Consider the following 19156-nt stretch of genomic DNA (forward strand, 5'->3'; position numbering starts at 1 on the left):
GTAGCCCAAATCGAAATCAAGGAGACGATGCCCCGTGCTCGACAAGCTCTATGCAGCAATGCTCACGCTGACCGGAATCGGTTTCGGGGGTTACGTGCTGCTCGAAGAAGCCACAAACGCCGTTGCGGGTGAACGATCAGGTGGCGAAGGCTGCGCACGAACCGGGCACAGTGCGTCGTCAACGCCACCAGGCATGAGCGCTGAATTCTCATAGCGTCGGCGTCACAAGCTGGAGACCCTTGACCGAGTCACGACCCTCGACCACTTGCGCGCCAGGACGCCGCTGGCCACGTTCTTGGACCGGACAGTCACGAAGACGCTTCCGGTGTGTGACGCCGACACGTGCCCGCGAACGGATTCATCAACGTATGAAGGAGGATCATGAGCGCCGCCGTCCCCCACAGCTCCTGCGCCGACAACCGCGTACATTTCTCCGTCGACGGTAACGAGCTACGGAAGCAGCATCATTCGTGGTTGCCCGCCGTGTCGATCGCCGTGGGGGCGCTGTCCGTTGCGTCGTTCTGGGTGGTCGGACTGGGCTTCATTCTGGGTGTGGCCGCGGTGGTCTGCGGTGCCGTCGCCACGTCGCGGTCCGCAGTGGCCGACGACGAGGCGGCATCTTTGAGGGCCCTACTGGGTATCGTTTCCGGCGTCGCCGGGATCACCGTCTCTTCGATCGCCTTGTTCCCCATGCTGGCGCAGCCGTAAGCCGCTAACGTGGCCGCGACATTCTCGGTCGACGTTCGAATCGATTCGCACCACCGTGGCACCACCGCTGCAGGAGATGACTCCATCTCGGCAAGCACACCTCGGGCGCTGCACGGCCGGCAATCATGTCGGATCCCACGGTGATCGTTCGAGAATGTTGAGATCATCGAGAACCTGGTCGAGCGCGGCGGCCAGGATTCCGACATTTCTGCTTTCCGAAGCGTGTTTTCAATGACGCGATGCGACAACGTCTTCGTCGAGAAACCCCTTCAACCCGCCACTGAAGACGTCATTGTCGTCGCCGGCAACCATATGCCCGGCCCCGGACACGTCGATCAGCGTGGCGGTCGGGATCAGCTCGAGCAACTCCTTGGCACCTTCCTCGCTGACCACATTCGATTGCTCGCCACGAACGAGCATCGTAGGAACGGTGATCGCGGCGGCGGCGTCCCGGGCACGTTCGTATCGCACGATCGAGTCCGCTTGACGAGTGGGTTCGTCGCCGACGCGAAGGAACGCCGGATCCCAATGCCAGAACCAGCGGCCATCACGCAGACGCAGGTTCTTGCGCAACCCAACCGGGTTGGGCTTGCGATCCCGGTTCGGGGTATACGCCGCGATTGCCGCCGCCGCGTCGTCGAGGCTCGCGAAACCCTCGAGGCCACTGCGCATGAAGGCCATGATTTCCGCGGTGCCACTCGTTTCGACCTTCGGTGCGATATCGACCAAGACCAGACCGCGAGCGAGGTCCGGGTTCTCCCCTTGCCCGATCAAGGATGTCATACCGCCCATCGAGGCACCGACCAAGACCGGCTTCTCCCCCAGCCCTGTGATGACCGAGGTCAGGTCGGCGACCAGCGCATCGATGCTGTAGTCCCCATCCGGTGCCCATTGGCTGTCTCCGTGCCCGCGCGCGTCCACCGCGATCGTGGACCAGCCGTCCGCCGCGAGGCTGCGTCCGGTGTTCCGCCAGGAATGTCGGGTCTGCCCGCCGCCGTGCAGTAGCAGGACCAAGCCCTTTCCGCCGGCAACCTGCGATGGTGGATCCCACCGGTCGGCGGCAAGGGTGACACCGGCACCGCGGAATTCGGACTGTGTGACTACGGGATCCATCGAGTTTCCTCACCAACGTCATCGAGTTGAGCATTTCCACCATGGCGCACCACGAGGTGAACATAATTCACCCCCGTACCTGTTGCACCTCATGCGGGCGGTGACCCCGACCGACGGATCGCGCCCCCAAACCCCAGCCCGCACAGGCCACGACGGTCCGAGAGGACCGGAGTGGGCACTCTACCGTCCCAGCCGCTCCCGTACCGACCCGCGCGCCGGCACCACACCCTCCCCGCCGACGACGCTCCGCCCGAACTGATGTTTCCACCGGCTGCCCCGAGCTCGACTGGGTACGGCAGCCCCTGCGCGTCTGTGATCTCACCACGATGCACTCCATCAGACCTGGAGCACCTACGTGCCCTCGAGACCACCCTCTGCAACGACGTCCTCCGCGCGTGGAGGAAACGTCAGCACACAGCCTGTAGTGCCTGCAGGATTTCAGCACACAGGTATTCGAGGCAGCACCGAATTGCGAGGCATCCGACCGATCAGACGGTCTCCCGACGGATTCGGTGGCCTGACCACTGCCTGATCTCGATCCGGACCAGCCTTCGTTTCGTGATAGATTCCCCGAATGCGGAGCGATCGCTCCGCTTAGCCTTGGGGAGAACCTTATGGAAACCGCTACCCGGCGGGCGCACTATCAGCTGACGTTTGCAGTCCTTACCGTTGGCGTCGCCGCCTATGCCCTTTTGCAGTCACTGGTGATGCCGGTGCTGCCGACCCTCGAGTCGGCGCTGGGCACGACACAGGCAAATGTGACGTGGGTGTTGACCGCCTACCTGTTGTCGGCGTCGATTTTCACCCCGGTCATGGGACGCCTCGGCGACATGCACGGCAAGAAGCGCGTGTTCGTCATCGCACTCACCGCGCTGGCGGTGGGGTCCCTGCTCGCCGCCCTCGCCACGTCTCTGCCGGTGATGATCGCGGCTCGGGTGATCCAGGGCATCGGTGGCGGTGTGCTGCCCTTGGCGTTCGGCATCATCCGCGACGAGTTCCCCGAGGAGAAGGTGGCGGGAGCAGTCGGCATCATCGCCGCACTCACCGCTGTCGGCGCAGGTCTCGGCATCGTCCTCGCCGGTCCCATCGTGACCGTGCTCAGTTACCACTGGCTGTTCTGGATTCCGCTGATCATGGTCGTCCTCGCGGGGGTGGCCGCGCAGATCCTGGTCCCCGAGTCCCCAGTTCGCACCGCCGGGAAGATCAACTGGCTCACCGCGCTGCTGCTGTCCGGGTGGCTGGTCGCGCTACTGCTCGGTGTGAGTCAGGCGCCCACGCGGGGTTGGGGCTCACCGATCGTCGTCGGACTGCTGGCAGCCGCCGCGGTCATCGTGGTGACCTGGGTGGCAGCCGAATCGAAATCCGTCAACCCGCTCATCGACATGACGATGATGCGGATCCGCAGCGTCTGGGCCGCCAATCTAGTGGCGCTGCTGATGGGCGTCGGCATGTACGCGGCGTTCGGCTTCCTGCCACAGCTTCTGCAGACACCCACGTCCGCCGGATACGGCTTCGGCGCTTCGGTCACCGAGTCGGGTCTGATGCTGCTCCCCCTGAGCGTGGGAATGTTCCTGCTCGGACTCGCCTCCGGCCGCCTGGCAACTCGATTGGGCTCACGAAACCTCCTGATCGCGGGGTCGATCGTCAGTGCGATCGGCTACCTCGTCGTGGCATTTCTGCACGAGACCGAGGTGGACATCTATGTCGCTACATCGTTGGTCGGCGTCGGTTTCGGCCTGGCCTTCTCGGCGATGTCGAATGTCGTCGTCGCAGCGGTCCCGGCGGAACAGACCGGTGTCGCGAGCGGTATGAACGCCAACATCCGCACAATAGGCGGAGCACTGGGCGCTGCACTCATGACCACCGTCGTCACCGCCGGCGCGTCCTCGTCGGGGGTTCCGCCGGAATCCGGCTACACCAACGGATTCGTCATGCTGGGTATAGCTGTGAGCCTCGGCGTCGTTGCGGCCATGTTCATCCCGGCGATGAAGCGGGACAAGACCACGCGTCTCGAGGAGTCGGCCGCACTGCGGCACCCGGAACTCGCGATGGTCGCGGGAGGCACTCTGGTGGGCGACGAATCCGAATGAAGTCCGACGTGAGGGTTCGGGGAAGCGAAAAGGCGCTGCGCCGCGACGCCGCAGAGAATCGGCAGCGGCTACTCGACGCGGCAGCGACCGTGTTCAGCGAGCGCGGCCTGGATGTGGGCGTCGACGAGATCGCCCGGGTCGCCGGCGTCGGAATCGGCACCCTCTACCGCCGGTTCCCCACCAAGGATGCACTGATCAGTGAGCTCGTCCGACAGGTGCTCGAGGACTTCGTGGCCCTGGCCGACGAGGCTCTGTCCGCACCGGAGGGCAAGGGTCTGGAGCAGGTTCTGTACGGTACCGGCGCAATCCTGGCATCGAACCGCGGATGTTTGTCCCGTATGTGGAACGACGACGAGACCACGATTCTGCGGGACGAATACCGACGGATCCTGTTCGAACTCCTGACGCGAGCCAAGCAACACGGCCGCATCCGCGAGGATGCCGCCGACGCCGACCTGGACCTCATCTTCTGGTCCGTGCGCGGCGTCGTCGCGACAACCCGCGGCGTCACCGACACCGGGTGGCGCCGGACCATGGCGATCATGATCGCGGGACTGCGGCCCGGCGCGGACGCTCTCGACGCGGCCCCGATGAGCGCCCACCACGTCGCACAAATCATGGACCAACTGAACTCTCGATAGGTGCGGCGGTTCGAGACTCCAGCGTCGAAATTCTGCGCCGCACGACAACGCAACGCCATCTGCCCGCCAGTCCACCGCGTGACACGCAACCAGGTGGATCACGCGATGCGTCGCCTGCACCGAGATCTTCGTATCAGCACATACCGGCGGTCAACTAGTGTGTTGATCCTGTGAACGAAGGCGAGGGCCGACCCCGCCCGAGGACTCGATCTCCCGCGGTCCAGTAGTGGATCCCACAAGGGGATGCCTGCACATTTGTGCCGGCTCGGCTTGCTCGAGGTTGATCCAGGCCTGCAGAGGCTGGCTGATCAGCGCAAACGTCGCATCGAGCCGCGCCAGTGTTTGTGTGGACGACTCGCCAGTTGCCGAGCTCTCCCGGAAGCCGGCGAGATATGCCGCTTGCAAAGCGCCGCCGACAGCAGCGGGTACGACGTCGGTCGCACGCGACCCTGTTCTCGCGGCCACATAGCGACTGATGGCCTCACCCCAGGCTTGCCAGTGGGCAGCTTCGCCATCTCTCAGCTCCGGCGTGGTGTCGAGCAGCTCGAACCGCTTCATCCAGGTGCCCTCGTCATCAGCTACCCCGCCGGTGGCTTCCATCACGGCCTGGCGGATCGCTGCCATCACCGGAAGCTGGAGGTCTGCCGAGTTCAAGGCATCCTCCGTCGCTCGGATGTATTCGTCGAAGACCCACCAGACCAGCTCAGACTTGGACTTGTAGTAACGAAAGTAGGTCGTCTTGCTGATGCCGCAAGCGACTGCAATCGCCTCGATGCTGGTACTCGAGTAGCCGTCCCGCAGAAACAACCCGATTGCGCGCTGCTCGATCTCGAGTCGCGAACTTCGACGGGGACGCCCTCGTGCACTACCGCGGTTCGTCATGGTCAATCGAGCATACCGACCGGCATTCAGGGATCGGTTGAGAGTTGGGTCACCAAATCTTTTCGGAACCTGGTACCGTTAATGCCGTCAGCAAGACCATCTGCGCGCGTGGGCAGGACCCGGGCGCCCGGCGAAAGGAGTCGAACGCGCCAGCAAAGCTGAAGAATGATGCACCCGCAGGGCCACGCGCGCCGCGCTCGTCGCCGGTAGGAACAGGTTGGCGGGCGTCCAACGCGTAGTCGATGCGTCGATGCCACCAAGCAGGCTCGCAACTGCGTTGCGGATGCCGCAAGGAAGATGCAGCAACTCGATTCGTGACGCCAACGCGCTTCGGCATAGATCAGGTTGCTCACACGAACCGTGCGCACCACTTCGCAGTCGATCGTGTCGAAACAGCTTGCAGCCCCTGCAATTTCGATGGTGTGATCCACGCCCAAAATTTCAATAGCCAATACCGCTGTGCTGCCGCGACTTTCGGCGACTCTTTCCCGAAATCATCGACCCTTCGAGATGGGATCGAGCCGGATTCGCCCAAAATGGATCCCACCTCAGGACTCAGCCGAAACTTCGAATTCCCTTCCATCCGAGATGGATATATCACGGGCGACGGTCACGAGTGCGGCGCATCCGAGTCTGCGAGCGCAGAATCGGTTTATACACAGCATGTCTCACGGTTCGCGGCTACCCTTTCCGTATCGACCATCCTCGAGACACGCTCGTGCGTGCCCCCCACGCTAGACGCAGCCGTGGTCGACATCCGGGCTAGTCGCACCCGCTCGACGGTAGGGTAGATACCTGGTCAACTATATTGCTCGCCAATGCATCTCGGACCCATTGCGGCCTTCGGGATACGACGGCGTTGCTCCATTCGATACCAAGCGCAGTGCCTGAAAAGTAGCGATTGCCTACAGGCAAACCCCAACTCCAGCAGGTAAACCAAGTTCAATGTCTACGTTGATGTTGACACATCGCAGAATCTTTGCGACGCTCGTCACAGTGCACATGCCATCGCAAGAATCGAGGCCACAGATGGATGATCCGACCACCCGTGTTCAGCGGGCAATGTCCGAGCTTTACGCGGGACGGCCAGTGGTCTTGACGGGCGCGGACCCTGCCGACGACGCGCACATTCTGATTGCGGCCGAGAAGTCGACGGTGGAATCCGTCTCGTTCCTTGTGCGATACGGTTCTGGCCTCGTGTGCGCAGCGCTGCCCGGCAGCGAGTGCGACCGCCTCGAACTCGCCCCCATGATCGGCGCGGACAGGAATCGTGCAAACACCGAATACACCGTGAGCATCGACGCCACTGGATCCGGTACCGGCATTTCTGCAGCCGACAGAGCACGCACCCTCCGGATGCTGGCCGACAGCTCCAGCGCGGTCGGCGATTTCACCAGACCAGGACATGTCCTTCCTGCCCGAACAGCACCTGGGGGTGTGCTCGACCGTCGAGGTCCGGCAGAAGCAGCCGTCGACCTTGCAACTGTGGCAGGACTTCGCCGAGCCGGCGCATTTACCGCACTCGTCTCCGAGGATGATCAGACCTTGATCGCCGAGACTGCCGAGGCCGAGCGTTTCGCCGACGCGCATGATGTCGCTGTTGTCTCGCTCGAGGACGTAGTCGCATACCGGCGCACAATGGAGTCACACGTGCGGACCCAGTTCGCAGTCGTACGGAATTCTGACTACGGGCACATTCACTGTGTCGGCTATCGCAGCGATGTGTCCGGCGTCGAGTATGTGGCGTACTCAATCGATTCTTCACCTTCGGGCACCACTCCCCTGGTGTGTTTCGAGCAAGAGGTTGATCCGGCACCCCACTTGTCGACAGGAGTTGCCACAGCCTCACTGGCGGCCGTCGCCGAAAATGGCTACGGCACAGTGATTGTGGCGAGGCGCAACGACGGCCGAGCGAGCACCGCAGACATCCGCGCGGATCTGGCCGAGATCGTGCGAGACTGCGGCTACCGCTCCCCCTTCCTGAGAAACTTCCCCGCAGTGGAGCGCCCCCTGACGTTGCATCTCAACGGAAGCATCAGCAACCCCGTGGCCGTACCTGACAGTGTGATCGATGCAACTGGTGCGCAAATTGAACTCGGTTGTGCCGCATACGACGAGTTGTTGGGCCAAATCGGTGCAACACACTTTCAGACGGCATGACCTGAATCAGCGTGGCCGCCGAGGCTGACGCTCGCTCAATCGAAGAGGACCATATCTGCCGTTGGAGGCGCCGTCCGAATGTAATCCGACGAGACAGCACGGAGCTGTCGATACGACCCTACAAATGCTCACTCATGATGACGAAATACTAGGAGAACAAACATGGAATGCGGAATCTTTCACACCCCCTACATGCGCCCGGGACGCAAGGACAAGGAGACGTTCGATTACTCACTGTTGCTTGCTTCTGCAGCCGACAAGTTCGGCTACCGCGACTTCATGGTCGGCGAGCACGGCATGCAGGCGTGGGAGAACATTCCCAATCCTGAACTTCTGATCGTCGCTGCTGCGCAGATCACCGAGCGGATGCGTTTCGCCCCCATGGCGCACATCGTGCCGCTACACAATCCGTCCACGCTCGCCGTACAGGTCGGCTATACCTCGCAGCTGCTCGAAGACCGCTACTTCCTCGGCGTCGGCGCCGGCTCGTGGGAGAATGAGGCCGTCCTTCGCGGCCAGCCAGGCGACCTCTCCGAAGCCCATCCGCGACTGATGGAAGGGCTCGAGGTGATGGACAAGGTCTGGCGTCAGGAACCGTTCGACTTCGAAGGCAAGTACTACAAGGCATCGCGGCTCGACGCCCAGATCGATCCCGGCAGCGTCGCATCGCACGGCTCCTTCAAGACCAGGGAAGGCGAGGAGTATCACCTGACTGCCGACCATTCCCCTCATGGTGGTGCAGATGGCCTCGAGATCGCAGTGACGGGACTGAGCAAGAACTCGCCGTCACACCGACTCGCCGGCGAACGCGGCTGGACTCCTATTTCCTTCTATGGCGGGTCGGAGCTGCTGAGGTCTCAGTGGAAGACGTACTCGGAAGCGTGCCAATCCGTCGGTGCGACTGCACAGGGATCCAAGTTCAAGATCGCACGCGACGTGTTCGTCGCCAGGACAGACGAAGAGGCGAAGGAGAAGGCGAAGAACGGTGCGATCGGGTATGCCTGGAAGAAGTACTTGATGCCGGTGTACCAGAAGTACCGGATCCTGCAGGGATTCATCGACGACGCCGACCACAAAATCGATATCGACGATGTCGACCTGGACTACCTCGCCGACAACGTCTGGCTCTGCGGAAGCCCCGAAACGGTTATCGCCAAGATCGAGAAGACGTTCGACCTGGCAGGATTCAGATACGGCCAGATTGCCGTCAACACCCACGATGCCTTGGACGACCCCGCACCCTGGGTAGAGTCTCTCCGCCTCTTCGCGACGGAAGTTATTCCGCACATCCCAGTCGAGGGCACTCACGAAACCGTGGCCGTCAGCTGACAACTGCTCAGCCCACCCTGACCACGGGATCGAACGGGCCTGGAGGATGAGGGCAGCCTCGGTCGCAAAACCGATTTCATGATCGCACAACTCGGGAAATCGCGAGCACCGGTTTCCCGAGTTGTGCGTATCGCTGCGCTCCACCATGAACACGGCCCACCTCCCCAAGCGAACCGACCGTCCGGTCCAACGGATAGGCAAGCACGATAGCCGATTCGACGGCACCGGCCGGAGCACTCGGGTGATCGACAGCGAGACGGTTGAGCGAGCGCCACGGCAATCACATTCGCCGCCGTTCGTACACTGCACCAAAGGCATTCAACCAATGCCGGACGCATGCACACAGCCTCCATCTACACGTACGTGGATTCCATCAACATTAGGGTTGACACAGTCCGGCCGCGCAGGCAAGCTACAGAGAAGCGACGCGCATCACACCCAGGTGGATTCGATAGCAATGTTGCATTCACAGACGATTGGATAGCACGCTATGAACACGAAGGCTTCGTTGGCCTTGAATGATGACCGCGTGATCGATCCTCGACAGTTTCGTGACATCCTCGGCCACTTCCCCACAGGAGTGGTTGCGGTGACAGCGGCGGACAATGAAGGCCGCCCCGTCGGCATGGCGGTGGGATCGTTCACCTCCGTTTCGCTTGATCCGCCTCTCGTTGCCTTCCTTCCGGACAAGTCGTCGTCCACATTTCCGAAAATTCGTGCTGCCAAGCGGTTCTGTTAGCCGCTGTGCACGATGCGGGCGATCACCACATCGTCGTCGGCCGCGTGGACCACCTCGAACTCGACACTCCCGAGTCACCCCTCATCTTCTTCCAAGGCCGATACGGCGGCTTCGCTACCGCCAAAACGCACGCATGACCGGGCCTCCCGTCGCCGATCGTCGCGAGGTTCGATCACATCACGCGCACGGTCTCCGCACTAATTGTTGCGCCACTGAGCAGTTCCGGCGCAGTAGCGGTCCCATGGTGCCCTGGTCACCGAAGCGGCGATCTCACGGCTGACCTTTTCGCGATGCCCCGCAGGTCGACAGCAACGCGACTACGACTCCGCCCTCACAGATAACGCGGTCACGCTGCGCCTACTCCGACGGCACCAGTGCATGCCAGTCCATACCCGGTCAACTACAATGTTGACTAGTGCGTGAAGTTGGCGTTGACTGGAGGTTCCGGTCGTTGCCACTGGATTCTCCCCCTCGAGAAAGCGAGCCCATCATGTCCACCGCCCGCGCGGCTGTCCTCGTCGGCCCCAATAATGTCGAGACCTGGGAGGTCAATGTCCCCGAGCCCGCACCAGCAGGGGTGCTGGTCCGCGTTGTGGTCGGTGGAGTGTGCGGGAGCGACGCCCACATCGTTACCGGCGATGCCGGCGTAATGCCATTTCCGATCGTCCTCGGCCATGAGGGCGTCGGCAGGATCGAGAAACTCGGCGTCGACATCACGACGGATTACGCTGGCGTACCGGTTGAAGTGGGTGATGTGGTGTACTGGGCGCCAATCGCCCTGTGCCACAGATGTTATTCGTGCACGATCCTCGACAACACTCCGTGCGAGAATTCTCGGTTCTTCGAGAACGCCGACCTACCCAACTGGGGCAGCTACGCAGACTTCGCTTGGCTGCCGCCCGGGATGGCCTTCTTTCGTGTACCCGATCATGTCGAACCGGAGGCTTTGGCCGCGCTCGGTTGCGCGTTACCAACGGCGCTGCGCGGGTTCGAGCAGGCAGGCGGGTTGCGGTACAACCAATCCGTGGTCGTTCAGGGCGCAGGCCCGGTGGGGCTGTCGGCGGTGTTGGTCGCGTCATTGTCGGGGGCCGGCGAGATCATCGTCATCGACGGGAGCGAAAAGCGCCTGGAGACTGCACGGAGCCTCGGAGCGACAGCGACAGTTTCTCTTGCCGAGTCGTCAGCAGAGCAACGCCTCAACGACATCTATGCCCTTACCGGGCCGTCCGGGCCCGATGTAGTCGTCGAGGCGGCAGGCTTCCTCGGTGCCTTCCCCGAAGGTATCGACCTCGTGGGGCTACACGGCCGGTACATCGTCCTCGGCCTCTGGGGCGCGATGGGAGAGATCCCCGTGTCGCCGCGACTGCTCACCACAAAAAACGTCCAGATCACCGGGGCAACATTCCCTAAACCCAAGCACTACTACGGCACCGTGCAGCTAGTTGCGCGGTGCCAGGACACCGTGCCGTTGTCAAGTCTGGTCACCCACCGTTTTTCAATCGCCGACGCAGGCGCAGCGCTGGAAGCGATCCGAACCGGAACTGTCATCAAGGCCGTCATCGACCCGTCCCTGTGAGTCCACGATCGAGACCACGTAAACAGTCAGTCGGTCGACTCCGTCCGACGCCTTACCTGACCGAGGAGTAAAGATGCTGCCCAACGGAATTGCTACTGAGGGGCACCCGCGGGCAGCGCAACCGCCGCGGGCTCAGGGCTCGATTCGGCGCACCACGAGCATCGACGTACTCCATGTACAAGGCCCACCCGATCACGTTCAGTTCACATGCGAGGGAAGGGATCTTCTCACCGGTCGCGACGGCCATGAAACGATCTCCGAAACATCGTTCACGATCGCCATGACGAAACCTGACGGTATAGTCGATTCGGTAGTGGTACCACACTCGTCATCGGAAGTCCGCAGACTCGTAGGAACAAGTCTGCGTAGAGGATTCCGGAAAGCAGTGGCTGAAGCCGATGTAGCCCAACCCGGATCGATCACCTCCCAACTCCTCGACGACCTTCCGGTCGCCCTGATCGTGTCCGGTTATTCCACCGCAGTGGCGGGCGCCCAAGTTCGCGAGCAACCCAACCTCGACCGCATCGGTGTGTGCATGGGATGGCGCCAAGGCGGGACGGTCGATCTCGAGCTTGCTCGGTCTGGAGCGATCCCGATTCCACACGGACCCATCGTCCCCGCACCCGAAGACCACGACGCAGCAGCATGGCATCGACTTCCGTCGTTGGACCACCACTCGGTTCGCCGGTTACGACGAACCGACGTCATAAGGGATATCCGAGGATGGAGGGTCGAGGCGTCGTTCCGCGACAGCCACACCGACGGGACCGGGATAGAGACTGTGATTCACGAATACGACTTGCACGCGATAGTCGAATTCGCCACAGACGAAATCGTCGAGGCTATTGCGACGCCGAGAGTATTGCCCTATCTCGAGTGCCCCATGGCGGCCGCGGCAGTGCAGAACATCATCGGCATGCCGGCATCCGATGCTCGGCGGTCGATACCGTCGTTGATTTCGGGGACGGCGTCGTGCACACATCTGAACGACTTGCTGCGAACCCTCGCCGACGTGCCGACCCTGAGTAGTTACCTGCCGTGATCGGCTCACCGCGAGTCGATCACGTTGACCCGGCCGATGTCTGACGTCGTTGCGCTACCCGGACCTAGGTACCGTCACCACGGCATGACATCAAACCCAGGAAGTCGGCGACCACTGTCCGATCACCGCGACCATGAGCAGGCGGTGCAACCGCTGATCGTCGGCGCGAAGCCCTTCATCCATAGGCGCAGCTGTGCGACAACATGGACGAACCCTGTCCTGAGAAGCCTCGAAGCATGGTTGTCTCCGATCTCATACGATCGTCGATCGGGCTGTGTGGCGCACTGGAATTGATTCGATTCCGGGGTAGTCCTTGATCACGTGCGGAAGGTGCCACGAGCGATCGTCAAGGGCGTTCCGCTTGACGAAAGTATCGATGCGTCGACGGTGGTGATGCGCCGGCCACGGCGGTCTATCGAGGCCGTAAGCCTAAGGCCTCGATCATGTTCGAGCATTGCCGGACGATGGTAGACAAGTGAGAGGTCGAGCATGCGGTACAGGCTCGGCGACATGGTCGTGAGCAACTTGCGCATCGCGAAGTCGACGAAGCCGGCGTGCAGTCCCCCGTGGACGATTCCGAAATGATTGCAGACGTCGAGCGGGGGGCGGGCGATGATATCGACCCGGGACGAATCGAACTGCACGCGTTGAACCCCGACAAGCTCGGACGGCGTGGTCGGGTGAACAATTGCGGGTCGATGGGGCTGAGGCGGCATCGTGGCCTCCTGTGAGGGCACCACGGCGAATCTGGCGGTGCACTCGGCGAATGCGCGTCCCTCTACGTCAAGCAGTGTCGCCCTACTCAATCCGGTGAGTTCGTCGACACCTGATGCGAACCCCTCCGCAGTCGTCATCGACTGTGGAGGGGGTAGGGGACCAAGTCTGTCGAGTCGAAGATTCATGGTCCGGATCCCGTGCCCATCGGCTACACGGGTAGCGAACGCCTGCGCTGCCGCGGCGTCAGCAACGGTGCCCATCCATCCGAGTGTCGCAGTCTCGGACTGGAATTCCGGTACGGGCATGATCGCGCGAGCACGCCCATCGCTGCGTTCGATGACTCGACAGCCAGTCAACGCTTCGGCGGGGTGCCTCGCCGGGTGGAATTCCTCGAGCGCATTGATATCTACGCGAATGGCTTCGCTGCGCGGTTCACAGGTCATCGATGCTCGCTCACAGTGCTGTTGTCGATAGCGCCGGGCCCCGGAGCATCGAAGCTCCCGGGCCCGGCGTCGGTTGTTCCCGCGGCGTAGCTACTCCGCTGCGAGTTCTGCTGGACGTCGGTTCGATCAATCAGGCAGCGCCCGGTTGGCTGTTTCGGATACGAAGAAGGAGACGACGAGGGACGGCAGGACAGTGAGGATCAGGTAGATCCCGGGGGCAAGAGGGCTGCCGGTTATCTCGATCAGGTAGGTCGAGATGTAAGGTGCGGTTCCACCGAAGAGTGCAGCAAGCACACCGAGCGTCGCGGCGGATCCGGTGAAGCGGATATTCGTGCGGAAGCGTTCGAGCGCGGGAGTGAGGTTGTTCGCTTGTGCCGCGGATGTCGGCAATGCGAGCAAGATCAGCCCGAGTGCGGCCTGACGGAGATCTCCGCTGTTGAGCAAGAGAAACGCCGGTACGGTGAGCACGATGAACCCGCCGGCGGTCAGCCGGAGGAGCACCCGACGACCGATGATGTCCGATATCTTGCCGAAGATCGGGACTGCGATCATCTGGATGGAGCCTGCGATCGCGATGATCAGCAGAGAGGTTGCTGCCGTGAAATTCATTTCCTTCTTCAGGAACGTCGGCATGAAGGTCATCAGCAGGTAGAAGCTCACCAGCACTGGCATGTAATAGGCAGCGGCATAGCCCATTTCCGCGAGGTTGGCGCGTCCTCGCAGCGCAGCGACGAGAGGCGTTCGCGCCACCGCAGCGTCACGCTTGACGGACTGGAAGCTGGGAGTCTCGTCCACCTTGAGCCGAATGTAGAGTCCGATGAGCCCCACCGGTCCTGCGAGCAGGAACGGGATTCGCCACCCCCACGATTGCATCGCGTCATCGGAAAGCAGGGCAGCGACGGCCGCTGCGACGAATATGCCCGACAGGAATGCAGCGGTAGTGGCGACCTGCAACCAGCTGACGAGGAAACCCCTGCGTCGAGCAGGAGCGTGCTCGGCGACGAAAATGGCTGCACCGGCGATCTCGCCTCCTGCCGAGAGGCCTTGCACGAGGCGAAGTACGACGAGTGCAATCGGTGCTGCGATTCCGATGGCGTGATAATCGGGTATGAGGCCGATGAGTACGGTTGCGATGGAGATGAGCAGGATGATCGCCGACAGGGTCCGTTTGCGGCCGATGCGATCACCGATCGGACCCCACACGAATCCACCCAGCGGCCGGGCCACGAACGCGAGAGCGAAAACGGCGAATGTGCTCAGTAGCGCGACGACCGGGTCGGCGTTGGGGAAAAATGCCTTCGCGATGATCGGTGCCATCGCCCCGTAGATCGCAAAGTCGTAGTACTCGATGAAGGTGCCGGCGGTGGCTGAGCCGATCACGCGCCGTAAGGAGCTTTGCCCTCGAGAGGGGGTATCGTATGTCGATTGAGAGTGAACGCCGAGTTCCGGAGTAGTGTCCACGGGAATCCTTATGTCGTTCGAAGGCCGCCCTGGAAGCGGCTGTTTGTGACGGGCGCGACCCGAAGGAACTCGAGGCCGTTTGCTTGATAGGGCCGCAGAGTGGTGGTTCTGCGTCCGTCTCAGCGGGTGACCTGCGCGAACGCAGCAGGTCACCCGCGCCGGTGTGCGCTAGCTTGCACCGACCTTTTGAAGGAAGCCGGCGTCGACGGGCAAGGACACCCCGGTGACGAAGCGGGCCTCGTCGGAAGCGAGCCAGAGGACCGCGTTCGAGACGTCCAGAGGCTCCACCCACGGTACCGGCATGGAATTCAACGACTGGAACGCTGACGCGAACTGCTCCCGACTGGGATTGGGGTCGCCGGGGAAGAACAGCTGGTACACCCCGTCGTGGTGAATCATGTTGGTGTTCACCGCGGTAGGCTGGATGTTGTTGACCCTGATGTTGTGTCGCCCGAGCTCATTGGCCAGGGTGCGTGTGAGACCGACGACGCCGTGCTTCGCTGCGACGTAGTGTGCGAGGTTCTCGAAACCCGCTACGCCGCCGTTAGAACTCGTGATGATGATCGATCCTCCGTTTCCGGCTTCGATCATCGACGGTACGACGGCCTTGATGGCCTGCCAGACACCAGTCAGGTTGACGCCGATCATGTCGTCCCATTGCTCCTGGGTCAGTTCCCAGGTGCGGTTCGAACTCCAGATGCCGGCGTTGGCCGAGACGATGTCGATATGGCCGAATTCGTCGAGGCCGGCTTGAACGGCCTTCTTCATGGCGTCGGCGTCCCGGACGTCCGCTTGCACCGTCACGATCCGCCGCCCGTGCTTTTCGACGAGTCGCGCCGTTTCGGCGAGGTCCTCCTCGGTCGACAGCGGATACGGCACGGTGTCGATCTGCTGACAGATGTCGACCGCAATGATGTCGGCGCCCTCTTCCGCGAGGCGAACCGCATGCGATCGCCCCTGGCTGCGCGCAGCACCGGTGATGAACGCTACCTTCCCGTCTACCCTTGACACTGAAAACTCCTCTCCTGGTTTGTTATTCAGAGCGTATGCGACCTAGCTCACACCTGTCAACAGGTATGTTGCCAGGCTGAACAGGGGTCGACCTGCGGATACGCCAGTAGCCGAGTCGCGCACGTGCGACTCGGCTGTCTGCGCGGCCCGACGAGGGACCGGCCGAAGGTTGTTGCCGGCTACATCAGGCCAGAACCCCTGAACTGGCGTGATCGACGGCCGTGACGGTAGGTGCCACACCCCTCAGTTCGGCGACGATCTGCAGCGCCAGGAACCGTGAATGCAGGCGGCAGTCCATCAGATTTCCGCCCATCACCCAGAATCCTTGCTGCGCAGTCTTCTTCCACATGTTCTTCATCGTGAAGTCATCGTCGAATCCCCAGATGAGACCCACCTTGTCGGCAACCCGGTCACCGAGCAGACGACGCACGCCTTCCTGCAGGTTCTCGTATCCGGTCGCCATGACGACCAGATCCGCCTCAACCGCGGTGCCGTCCGCGAGGACTACGCCCTTCTCGTCGAACGATTCGATCTGCTCCGCCTGGACCAGGCCGATCTTCTCCTCTGCGATCAGGTCCGAGCATCCGACGTTGATGTAGTAGCCGCCACCGGTGCGCAGGTATTTCATGTGGAAGCCGGTCTCGTCCTCGCCGTAGTCGGTCCGGAACCCGACCGCCTCGAGCTTGCCGATGAGTTCGCTGTCCAGCCCCCGGATCTTCTCCGTCAGGAACTGATACGTCTGGCGCAGAACCGGGTACGGGATGGCGGCGGTGATCAGATCGGTGTCCTCGGCGCTTCGCCCTTCGGAGTAGAGCGAGTAGACGAGAGTTCCGCTGGGTACCAGGCTCACGACGCACGTCGACCCACGCTGAACGATCGACACCGAATCCGCACCGTTGGAGTACAGGTCCTGCGCTACGTCATGGCCGCTGTTTCCGGTACCGAACACGAGCGCTTTACGTCCTGCGTACTGAGTGCCGCTGGAGAATTGGGCGGAGTGCATCACCTCGCCGCCAAATTTGTCGAGGCCCGGCAGATGGGGCATCTTGGGAACTCCACTGACTCCGCCGGTCGCGAACACCACATGCGGGACGTGCATGCTGCGTTCCGTGCCGTCGGGACGCCGCACGGTGACATCCCATCTGCCGGCTTCCTCGTCGTAATCGCCTGCCAGGAACTCTGTTCCGGTCCAGACGTTGAGCTCGAGCGCCTCGGCGTAGTGCTCGAGCCAGCCCGCCAGTTTGTCCTTGGGGACGAAGGTCGGCCACGTGGGAGGAAAGGGGAGGTACGGCAATCCGTTGGCCCATACCTCATTGTGCAAAGTCAACGAGTGGTACCGATTACGCCAGTTGTCACCGATGCGCTGTTCACGCTCGACGACGAGAGTATCTGCTCCCATCTGTCCGAGTCGGGCTGCCAGGGCCAGCCCTGCTTGTCCGCCGCCGACGACAAGCACTTCTGGGTCGCGATCGGCGAATTCCCGGGTCTTGTGCCGCTTGTCGAGCCAGTTGTCACCGGAGAAATTCTGTGAGAATTCGATACCCGTCGGACGGTGATCGTCGACCCGCTCTTCGAATCCACGTAGTTCCTGCAGGCTCGTCAGCAGGATCCAGATCGCGGGGTCGGTGGGACGCGCAGGATCGTAGGCCAAACGCACAAACCCGGTCCCCTGGCCGAGGTCGGTGTCGAAATCGAAGTATGCCTCGATCACCGATCGCGCAGACCGTCGGACGAATCGTGCGTCCTGTCGCCCGGCGGCGGGCCGTAGGTTTCTGGGCTTGTTCGTCTCGCGGGTAGTGGCGAGGGCGTGCTCGATCTGGTCGCGGCCTGAGAATGTCTTGTAGCTCCAGGTAAAGGACAGAATGTCCTTCCAATGACCCTCGGTCTCGAACTCGTTCGCGATCGACTGCGTCGATCCGTTTTCGAGCAGCTGGCCGAAGTGATCGAGCCATTTCCCGAAGACATCCACGGCGGTGCCGGGGTCGGTATCCACAACGCTCATTGGGCAAATCCTTCCATCGCTTCCGGCCGGGTTGACTGGCAACACGACGGAGCAGCTCGGGGTTCAGTACGAGCGGGGCAGACCCAGCTCTTGTTCTGCGACGAAGTTGAGGATCATTTCCTCGGGGATGGGGGCGATACGGGTCAGGCGCACCTCGCGGAAGAGCCTCTCGACGACGTACTCACTGGCGTACCCGTAACCACCGTGTGTTTGGACGGCGCGGTCGGCGGCGAAGAAGCCGGCGCGACCGGCGAGGAACTTCGCGGTGTTGGCCTCGAGACCGCAGGACTCACCGCGGTCGTATCGCCGGGCAGCGTCGAGCATGACGTGGTTGGCGGCCAGCAGCTGCATGTACGCGTCGGCCAGCGGGTGTGCGATGCCCTGATGGGAGCCGATCGCCTTGCCGAACACGACCCGCTCCTTGGCGTACCGGCTGGCGCGTTCGACCGCGGCGAGGCCGATGCCGATTGCTTCGGCGGCGACCAGAATACGTTCAGGGTTGAGTCCGTCCAAGAGCGTGTAGAAGCCACGGCCTTCCTCGCCCACCATGTTCGCAGCTGAAACCGGCAACCCGTCGAACGCAACCTCGTAGCTGGGTACAGCGTTGCGTCCCATCTTCTTGATCGGTCGCGCATCAACGTATTCGGAGTCCATATCGACGACGAACAGGGTCAACCCGTCGATGGGGCGTTTCGTCTCCTCGACTGGCCGTGTGCGGGTCAAGACGAGCGCAGCCTCGGAGAAGCCCGCTTTGGTCATCCAGACCTTGCGACCGGTGATCTTCCAGTCGTCACCGTCCCGTACGGCCCGGGTCGATACCCGCCCGGTGTCGATCCCGGCGTTGGGTTCGGTCACGCCGAAAGCGATATGGATGTCGCCGGCGGCCACACGCGGCAGGTATCGTTGCTTGAGTTCCTCGGTGCCGTGCACCACCAGCGGGTGGAACCCGAACATCGACAGGTGGATGGCGGAGCATCCGTTCAGTCCGGCGCCGGTTGCCGCGATGGTCTGCAGAGCCAGAGCTGCATCCTCGAGCGATCCGCCCTCGCCGCCGTATTCGGGCGGCATCAGCATTCCGATGACACCCATTTCGGCCATCGCCTTGAAGAATTCGGCCGGAAACTCGTGAGCCTCCTCGTGCTCCGCCCAGTAGGTGTCGTCGAAGCGGCGGCACGCGTCGGTGAGTGAGCGCAGGAACAACTTCTGTTCGTCGCGCAGTGTTTCGTTCCACTTCATATCAAA

General features: G+C 62.3%; 15 protein-coding genes and 1 pseudogene. 9 read left to right on the top strand and 7 right to left on the bottom strand.

The window, feature by feature from the left end; genetic code table 11:
* Positions 1-34 precede the first annotated feature (34 nt).
* Positions 35-214, top strand: a complete 180-nt coding sequence (locus I1A62_RS22480) for a hypothetical protein (RefSeq protein ID WP_124394178.1) — start codon at positions 35-37, stop codon at positions 212-214.
* A 167-nt stretch (positions 215-381) separates the two neighbouring features.
* Positions 382-708: a hypothetical protein gene (locus tag I1A62_RS22485; protein ID WP_225858302.1), complete on the top strand. Its 327-nt coding sequence runs from the start codon at positions 382-384 to the stop codon at positions 706-708.
* 228 nt (positions 709-936) lie between these two features.
* On the opposite strand, the gene I1A62_RS22490 is transcribed toward I1A62_RS22485, so the two are convergent.
* Entirely contained in the window at positions 937-1821 is an 885-nt protein-coding gene (locus I1A62_RS22490) for an alpha/beta fold hydrolase (protein ID WP_124394177.1), read from the bottom strand.
* Positions 1822-2435: 614 nt separating this feature from the next.
* On the opposite strand from I1A62_RS22490, the gene I1A62_RS22495 reads away from it, so the two are divergent.
* A complete protein-coding gene (locus tag I1A62_RS22495; RefSeq protein ID WP_219459910.1) occupies positions 2436-3911 on the top strand; it encodes an MFS transporter in 1476 nt (491 codons plus the stop codon).
* Positions 3908-4552: a TetR/AcrR family transcriptional regulator gene (locus tag I1A62_RS22500; protein ID WP_219459911.1), complete on the top strand. Its 645-nt coding sequence runs from the start codon at positions 3908-3910 to the stop codon at positions 4550-4552. Before I1A62_RS22495 ends, I1A62_RS22500 begins: the two co-directional genes overlap by 4 nt.
* Before the next feature lie 150 nt (positions 4553-4702).
* Here I1A62_RS22500 and I1A62_RS22505 read toward each other — a convergent pair whose 3' ends face one another.
* Positions 4703-5434 (bottom strand): TetR family transcriptional regulator, encoded by a 732-nt coding sequence (locus I1A62_RS22505; RefSeq protein ID WP_257890958.1) that lies wholly within the window; start codon positions 5432-5434, stop codon positions 4703-4705.
* 1029 nt (positions 5435-6463) lie between these two features.
* Here I1A62_RS22505 and I1A62_RS22510 point away from each other — a divergent pair.
* From I1A62_RS22510 to I1A62_RS22530, 5 genes and pseudogenes are all read left to right on the top strand, one after another.
* On the top strand, positions 6464-7594 hold the full coding sequence (locus tag I1A62_RS22510) for a 3,4-dihydroxy-2-butanone-4-phosphate synthase (protein ID WP_219459914.1): 1131 nt from the start codon (positions 6464-6466) through the stop codon (positions 7592-7594).
* Between the two features lie 162 nt (positions 7595-7756).
* Complete coding sequence (locus I1A62_RS22515; protein WP_095861890.1) at positions 7757-8923, top strand: LLM class flavin-dependent oxidoreductase; 1167 nt, start codon at positions 7757-7759, stop codon at positions 8921-8923.
* Positions 8924-9413: 490 nt separating this feature from the next.
* Positions 9414-9799, top strand: a pseudogene (locus I1A62_RS47250) (flavin reductase family protein).
* Between the two features lie 353 nt (positions 9800-10152).
* The gene (locus tag I1A62_RS22525; protein ID WP_124394170.1) at positions 10153-11238 is read left to right on the top strand and encodes a zinc-binding dehydrogenase; all 1086 of its coding nucleotides are present in this window, start codon (positions 10153-10155) and stop codon (positions 11236-11238) included.
* Between the two features lie 385 nt (positions 11239-11623).
* Positions 11624-12280: a DUF2889 domain-containing protein gene (locus I1A62_RS22530; protein ID WP_219459921.1), complete on the top strand. Its 657-nt coding sequence runs from the start codon at positions 11624-11626 to the stop codon at positions 12278-12280.
* 317 nt (positions 12281-12597) lie between these two features.
* Here the strand turns inward: I1A62_RS22530 and I1A62_RS22535 are convergent, their stop codons facing one another.
* The 5 genes from I1A62_RS22535 to I1A62_RS22555 form a co-directional block, all read right to left on the bottom strand.
* Positions 12598-13440, bottom strand: a complete 843-nt coding sequence (locus I1A62_RS22535) for a PaaI family thioesterase (RefSeq protein ID WP_219459924.1) — start codon at positions 13438-13440, stop codon at positions 12598-12600.
* 126 nt (positions 13441-13566) lie between these two features.
* Positions 13567-14901 (bottom strand): MFS transporter, encoded by a 1335-nt coding sequence (locus I1A62_RS22540; RefSeq protein ID WP_124394167.1) that lies wholly within the window; start codon positions 14899-14901, stop codon positions 13567-13569.
* Positions 14902-15069: 168 nt separating this feature from the next.
* Entirely contained in the window at positions 15070-15912 is an 843-nt protein-coding gene (locus I1A62_RS22545; RefSeq protein WP_124394166.1) for a mycofactocin-coupled SDR family oxidoreductase, read from the bottom strand.
* A gap of 184 nt (positions 15913-16096) precedes the next feature.
* Positions 16097-17914: an NAD(P)/FAD-dependent oxidoreductase gene (locus I1A62_RS22550; protein WP_257890870.1), complete on the bottom strand. Its 1818-nt coding sequence runs from the start codon at positions 17912-17914 to the stop codon at positions 16097-16099.
* A 63-nt stretch (positions 17915-17977) separates the two neighbouring features.
* On the bottom strand, positions 17978-19150 hold the full coding sequence (locus I1A62_RS22555) for an acyl-CoA dehydrogenase family protein (RefSeq protein ID WP_219459927.1): 1173 nt from the start codon (positions 19148-19150) through the stop codon (positions 17978-17980).
* Positions 19151-19156 lie beyond the last annotated feature (6 nt).

The sequence above is a fragment of the Rhodococcus sp. USK10 genome (assembly GCF_019378875.1).
In the GTDB taxonomy this organism is placed as follows: Bacteria; Actinomycetota; Actinomycetes; order Mycobacteriales; family Mycobacteriaceae; genus Rhodococcus_F; species Rhodococcus_F pseudokoreensis.

Coding starts and splice junctions, on each gene's coding strand:
- I1A62_RS22550 (WP_257890870.1), bottom strand. CDS start 17,914: ATGAGCGTTGTGGATACCGACCCCGGCACCGCCGTGGATGTCTTCGGG.
- I1A62_RS22490 (WP_124394177.1), bottom strand. CDS start 1,821: ATGGATCCCGTAGTCACACAGTCCGAATTCCGCGGTGCCGGTGTCACC.
- I1A62_RS22525 (WP_124394170.1), top strand. CDS start 10,153: ATGTCCACCGCCCGCGCGGCTGTCCTCGTCGGCCCCAATAATGTCGAG.
- I1A62_RS22515 (WP_095861890.1), top strand. CDS start 7,757: ATGGAATGCGGAATCTTTCACACCCCCTACATGCGCCCGGGACGCAAG.
- I1A62_RS22500 (WP_219459911.1), top strand. CDS start 3,908: ATGAAGTCCGACGTGAGGGTTCGGGGAAGCGAAAAGGCGCTGCGCCGC.
- I1A62_RS22510 (WP_219459914.1), top strand. CDS start 6,464: ATGGATGATCCGACCACCCGTGTTCAGCGGGCAATGTCCGAGCTTTAC.
- I1A62_RS22535 (WP_219459924.1), bottom strand. CDS start 13,440: ATGACCTGTGAACCGCGCAGCGAAGCCATTCGCGTAGATATCAATGCG.
- I1A62_RS22485 (WP_225858302.1), top strand. CDS start 382: ATGAGCGCCGCCGTCCCCCACAGCTCCTGCGCCGACAACCGCGTACAT.
- I1A62_RS22555 (WP_219459927.1), bottom strand. CDS start 19,150: ATGAAGTGGAACGAAACACTGCGCGACGAACAGAAGTTGTTCCTGCGC.
- I1A62_RS22505 (WP_257890958.1), bottom strand. CDS start 5,434: ATGACGAACCGCGGTAGTGCACGAGGGCGTCCCCGTCGAAGTTCGCGA.
- I1A62_RS22495 (WP_219459910.1), top strand. CDS start 2,436: ATGGAAACCGCTACCCGGCGGGCGCACTATCAGCTGACGTTTGCAGTC.